Annotated in this window: 5 protein-coding genes; 2 read left to right on the top strand and 3 right to left on the bottom strand. The window is 34.7% G+C overall.

Annotated features, from left to right (window positions below):
• Positions 1–602: 602 nt before the first annotated feature.
• On the top strand, positions 603–1,643 hold the full coding sequence (locus DYY65_RS09605) for an alpha/beta hydrolase (RefSeq protein WP_162477744.1): 1,041 nt from the start codon (positions 603–605) through the stop codon (positions 1,641–1,643).
• Between the two features lie 573 nt (positions 1,644–2,216).
• On the opposite strand, the gene DYY65_RS09600 is transcribed toward DYY65_RS09605, so the two are convergent.
• Together DYY65_RS09600 and DYY65_RS09595 are read right to left on the bottom strand one after the other, a co-directional pair.
• Positions 2,217–2,597 (bottom strand): hypothetical protein, encoded by a 381-nt coding sequence (locus DYY65_RS09600; RefSeq protein ID WP_162477743.1) that lies wholly within the window; start codon positions 2,595–2,597, stop codon positions 2,217–2,219.
• A 137-nt stretch (positions 2,598–2,734) separates the two neighbouring features.
• Complete coding sequence (locus DYY65_RS09595; RefSeq protein ID WP_162477742.1) at positions 2,735–2,962, bottom strand: hypothetical protein; 228 nt, start codon at positions 2,960–2,962, stop codon at positions 2,735–2,737.
• A 64-nt stretch (positions 2,963–3,026) separates the two neighbouring features.
• On the opposite strand from DYY65_RS09595, the gene DYY65_RS09590 reads away from it, so the two are divergent.
• Positions 3,027–3,815, top strand: a complete 789-nt coding sequence (locus tag DYY65_RS09590; RefSeq protein ID WP_162477741.1) for an alpha/beta fold hydrolase — start codon at positions 3,027–3,029, stop codon at positions 3,813–3,815.
• A 764-nt stretch (positions 3,816–4,579) separates the two neighbouring features.
• Here DYY65_RS09590 and DYY65_RS09585 read toward each other — a convergent pair.
• Positions 4,580–4,900 carry a hypothetical protein gene (locus tag DYY65_RS09585; RefSeq protein WP_162477740.1) on the bottom strand — a complete coding sequence of 107 codons (321 nt, stop codon included), beginning with the start codon at positions 4,898–4,900 and terminating at the stop codon, positions 4,580–4,582.
• Positions 4,901–5,379 lie beyond the last annotated feature (479 nt).

Genomic DNA, 5,379 nt, shown 5'->3' with positions numbered 1-5,379 from the left:
TCTGGCCTCATTTATTGACGATATAGCATTTGCCTGCCTTTCTGAACCTTCGGAAATATAGCTGATCCCCAGTTTATCTAGAATTGAATTGCAATTATAGTCCATGTACCGTTTTAGTTTATCTAAAGATTGTATCACAAAATAGTACTCTTATACATTGCAAAAAAGTTTTATCTAAAGGTTGTATAATAAAGGTGCTCACTTTAAGGGAGTAGTAGATATTTAATTTGTTTGAACTTGAGAATTAAATTGCTACTCTAATTGGAGATCAACCTTTCGGTCAATTCTTAGATTTCAGTATAGGTTATCACGTAACTATCTCAGATGGAAATCCAACCATCGGCAGTAATCCTACTGCGACTACTGTAGAAACAGACCTTATCAAAAAGTCAGTAGACTCATTTCATAGAAGTAATATACACTATCTCTCGCATGAAGACAGACATAAATCTGTCAGGTTCACCTTAGATAGATTTAACTTTACTACAGGACTTATTAGTATATAAATCTGGATAAGTTCTTCAGATCTAAGAGACTCCCTAAATGCGAGCATTTCTCTTCATATTTCTTTAAATAAATAGCCTTCGCTAATCCTTTGAAACATGAGATTCGCGTCATTATTGGTGTCCTTGGTAATTCTTGGTTCAGTAATACTCGTATCCACAAAAACAACAACCGCAATTGCAGCAACATCATCATCAACAACAAAAACAGCAGCGGGAACCGTAGCAAATGCAGCCGATACACCATTGGTATCTACACGTGCCAATTTTGATACTAGTACATCACTACTACTTCCAAATCACAATAAAAAAGACTATGCTGCCACTGATGTTCCAGGTTTACAAGTTGGAACGTGTCCTGCTGAAATTGTAATATTTGTACATGGTGTTGGAGCTACTCAAAGCAATGCCATAGAGCAAACTGAGAGAGTAAAGATGTCGTTGAATAGTAATGGCTACTACAATCCTGTTATTGGATTTAGTTGGGATCCAAACACTTCTAATGGCGGTTCGACAGTTGGAACGATAGCTGAACAACAAGGGCCAAAACTTGCACACTTCATTTTAGACTTTAAGAATAAATGTCCAGATTCAAAGGTTAGAATGATTGGCCACTCGATGGGTGGCAGAGTTACACTTAGCACCCTGGCTAGCTTACACAAAAATAAAGAATGGAAAAGTGAGAATTTCAAACTAGCTTCTGTTGATTTAATGGGTGCAGGGGTTGCCAGTTCATGGAGCGTCGATGGAATAGAGTCTCCCATGCGCAAAATTATAGAACAAGTGGTCACCAATTTTTACAATTTAGTTGATCCCAAAGATAAAGTAATACCAGGCACCTATCCAAGAGTGGAAGATCATACTGCACTTGGAAATACCGGAGCACACAAAGGGATATCTCTACCGTCTAATTATATTCAGCAAGACGTTCAGAATGAAATACTTCCTTTATGTGATGCAAATGCTGACGGTAAGCCTGATCTCGGATTAACAAGTAAAGATTGTAAAGCTATGGAGAGAGGATTTAATCATATGGGATACATGGGCTTTAGAGATCCAACTACCAAGAAGTTAATGGATGATGGAGCAATGAATGTAGTAGTGGATGAATGGAACAATGAAATCAAACAAATATTGTAAAAATTGCAGATGACATCATCGGTTGCTGTCTTCTCTCAATCTATTGCAACCTTGTTTATCTGATAATTGCGATATAGCATCATCCTTAAATCGTCACGATTTCTTAATTGGTTTATCTCTTCTAGTTCTTCTAACCTTGCTTTGTATATCTGCACTGTCTTTCCAGTTGACGTATATTTAGGAATGTTGTTACTCTACTTCTATCTGTGTCGTTTGTCTCGAAGAGAAAAAATGATGCTTATATTGTCCCAATCTGGTTTATAGTAGATGGTAAAAATAGCAAAAGAGGATACTGCTTTATCAAAGGTAGCGCATTAACAAAAGTAAAAAATATAGCCCTTGGTTAGAAGAGTAAGCATTTGTACAGAACTGAAGATGATCAGACTCCACTATTTTCTTTTGTTACAATAACACCAAAAAGAATAATTACTGAAAAAGATATTGCAGCCTAAAAATAGAATTGGGTTATTATCGTAGTATAAAGTTTTTCCTACAATCAGTTCATCTTTTCAACGCCTTCTAAAAATTTGTAGGTATTTATATTTCATTATCTATTACCTTTGCTGTGAGTACTTATTTGTTGCTACTGCCAACAGAACCATTAGTAGAATAAATTTGAAATGTATTAATCACCTGCTGTACTGTAGGAAGATTTTGATTGTACTCTGTTTGTTTTGCAAGGTACAAGAGGCTGTACCGTGTATTACCATTTACAAAGAAGATTGCTGTTCTTTTGAGTGGTATTTGTGTAGGTATATTGTTGACTGTACTGATCTTGATGCCATTATAACTTATTTCACGATATGCAGCAATACCTGTAGGTGTAAGTACTTTGGAATGTGTGTCAGTGATGATATGTTTTATTACACTTGATTTTGTCAAAGCGTTAATCTGCTGTGTGTAAGCATCGGGTGTTGCAGAAGATGGCGTTAATTGACTATTAATATTTACCATCAGAGTAGTTTTTGCTGTTGTAGTACCATTAATAGGAGCATTGAAAATAACAGGAATGCTAGGATTGTTTGCAAATTCTGTTTTTGTCCATGCAGAAGAATATCGTATTGTTATTTTATCTGGTGTGTTTAGATAGGTCAGGAAGTTGTTATTATTAGTTGTCTGTGAGGAAGTAGTACCAAGAGAGTACCTCCACCATTCGAAGAAGAAGACGATTCGAGTATGTTCCTATTATTAGTTATCACATTGGTTACGGTAGTTGAAGATTGTGGCGACGTTGATGGTGATGTCGTGTTAGGGTTGGTTGTTGTTGTTCCTGTGGTTGACGTTGTACTTTCACCTGATATACTGGTATGTCTGAACAAAAGTATATTGTGACGTTTATTTATGGTTTCGTAAGTAATTACAAAATATATGCATTATAGATATTTGAACGTAGCTAAAATTCATGTACGCTACCTTGCCACAGAATCCAAAGGCAATCCTGTTTTATTGATTCACGGACTAGGTGGCTCGATAGAAAGCTGGATAAATAATATTGAGATAATTTCGTCCCACGGGTTTCAAGTAATCGCACTTGACTTACCTGGGTTTGGTCTAAGTGATAAACCTCAAATGACTTACAATATAAAATATTACTTTAAATTTATTTCCAAATTTATCAAACAATTAGGAAGAGGTTCACATTCTTTGTCTATTATTGGCAGCTCCCTTGGAGGACATATTGCGGCAGAATTTGCGATAAATTACCCATCAGAAGTTTCTAAACTCATACTTATAAGTCCGGCAGGTGCTCTTCCTTTTTCATTTAAGGGAACGCCTGTATTACGTGATTATATCAATATTGTAAAAGCAAAGACAGTAAAACAAGTGAGAGATACTCTCCTGAGGATAGATAAAAATGTCAAACCTATTGAATTTAATTACGCGAATATGCTTTTTGAGAGATTGTCATTACCAGGAGCTAGAGAAGCATATATGTCAGCTCTTGAGGGTAGTGCACATGCACCAAGAATAAATGACCGATTAAACAAAATCAAGGCTAAGTCGCTATTAATTTGGGGAAAAGATGATCAAATGATTCCTGTAAGTTTTCTCTATCCCTTCATAAAAATGAAAAATTGTAGAATAATTCTCCTCGAAAATTGCGGGCATACACTTTATAGGGATAACTCAACGCTTTTTAATAAGATTGTTATTGACTTTCTTAAAGAATAGATACTTCAGGAGCAATTGAAGAGTTTTGTTGAAATGTATAAAATATATAGTCTTGAACCTGGGATCTTAGTCTCTGACAATCTTTCAAGGATATTAATAATCTGCAATCATAATTAGTTACTGACTTGATTTGATTATTGATTTCAGTTTTAGACTGTTTTATACCAGAAACTTTTGTTGGATAGTAGAAGTACGAAGAAGTAGAGGTAAGCAAAATTAATAGATGGCTAGTTATGACTATGGATAAGTAATATAGTCAAAGCTGCAAAAAATACCTAGCGAATAATCAATCATTTGTCTTGAATCTGACTATTTTGCTCATTCGTTCCTCTAAGAAGAATAATTTTTAATGAGTAGTTAGTATATAATCATTATATATTTTATACTCTAACATGATCCACTACAAGCAATGATCTAATTCATGATGCAGAGAAAACTTTGAATGTTCTTATACAACAGCCTGGGGTAGATCCTAAAAAAATGAGTATAATTGGTCATAGTGAAGGTACGGCTATGGCCCCAGAGTTGCAATAGATAATTCAACGAAGGTGTACGTCCATACATAGGTGACATTATAGCTTACCAACGTGGGTTACACTTCCGTCAGCAAAGAAAAAAGTAGGCACAAAATCTTTCAAAGAAAGTCAAAGCGGGTACAAGGTCAAAACAAAACAAAAATGATAAGAATTTTATCCATAATAAAACTTATGTGATCGCTTCTTGAAATATTGCTTATTTTCTATGAAATATCACTTAGCCTTTATTCACCTTGCATTGATTCTAGATAATCCAAATTTCACGAGATACATTTCTTCCTTAAATCCTGTGTAATTCCAGTAATATTTGTTAACAATAGTTGATATAACAAACCAAATAGCACTATTTACTACGATGGAAACAATAAAGCCATAATAATATGACATTATAATCCCAGTTATCGTACCTCCTATGAGGTAAGGAGTTTGACGTTTTAGCGTTCGTTTTAGCATTGGCTTTAACGTTGATTTGATTTTAAAGTAGAGTCCATAATATATCCTACTTATCAATAGACAATATAGCTTATATGCATGTTGAAATGGTATCATACACCTGTAAGAAGAAGAATTGTTCAATGCATTTAGATTGTAGCTTAATACATTCAATATTTAGATTGTAGCTTAATACATTCAATACATATTTCATAATAGCAATTTTTAGCCAGGTTACAAGCCTATGAATCTATTATACCTCTCCTGCGCAATTGTTTCTAGAATTTTCACATTGATTATTACCTAAACGTGATGGACTTAGTTTATGTCAGTAAGTTCAGGAGGCATGACGAGTACACACAAGATTCTGGATAGCGGTCGTTATGCAAAATGAGAGATAATAAATTAAGGCTTGATGAACAGGGCGTTCATTGGACTATTTAAAGAAAAACAGAACACTTGTAAGAGTTTGGTCTGGCTAGTCTCATAGGAAAAACTATCAAATCCTACTGAGTTCTGGTTACATACTAAACTTGGTAGGATGTTGCGGTGCTTGCCATATAAGTGTAGAAAAAAGTTGGTGGCAGCTGTATATT

Origin of the sequence: Nitrososphaera sp. AFS (assembly GCF_009898475.1) — an archaeon.
Classification (GTDB): domain Archaea; phylum Thermoproteota; class Nitrososphaeria; order Nitrososphaerales; family Nitrososphaeraceae; genus Nitrosopolaris.
The sequence above is the reverse complement of the archived record's forward strand: the minus strand, read 5'-3'. Positions and strand labels throughout refer to the sequence as shown.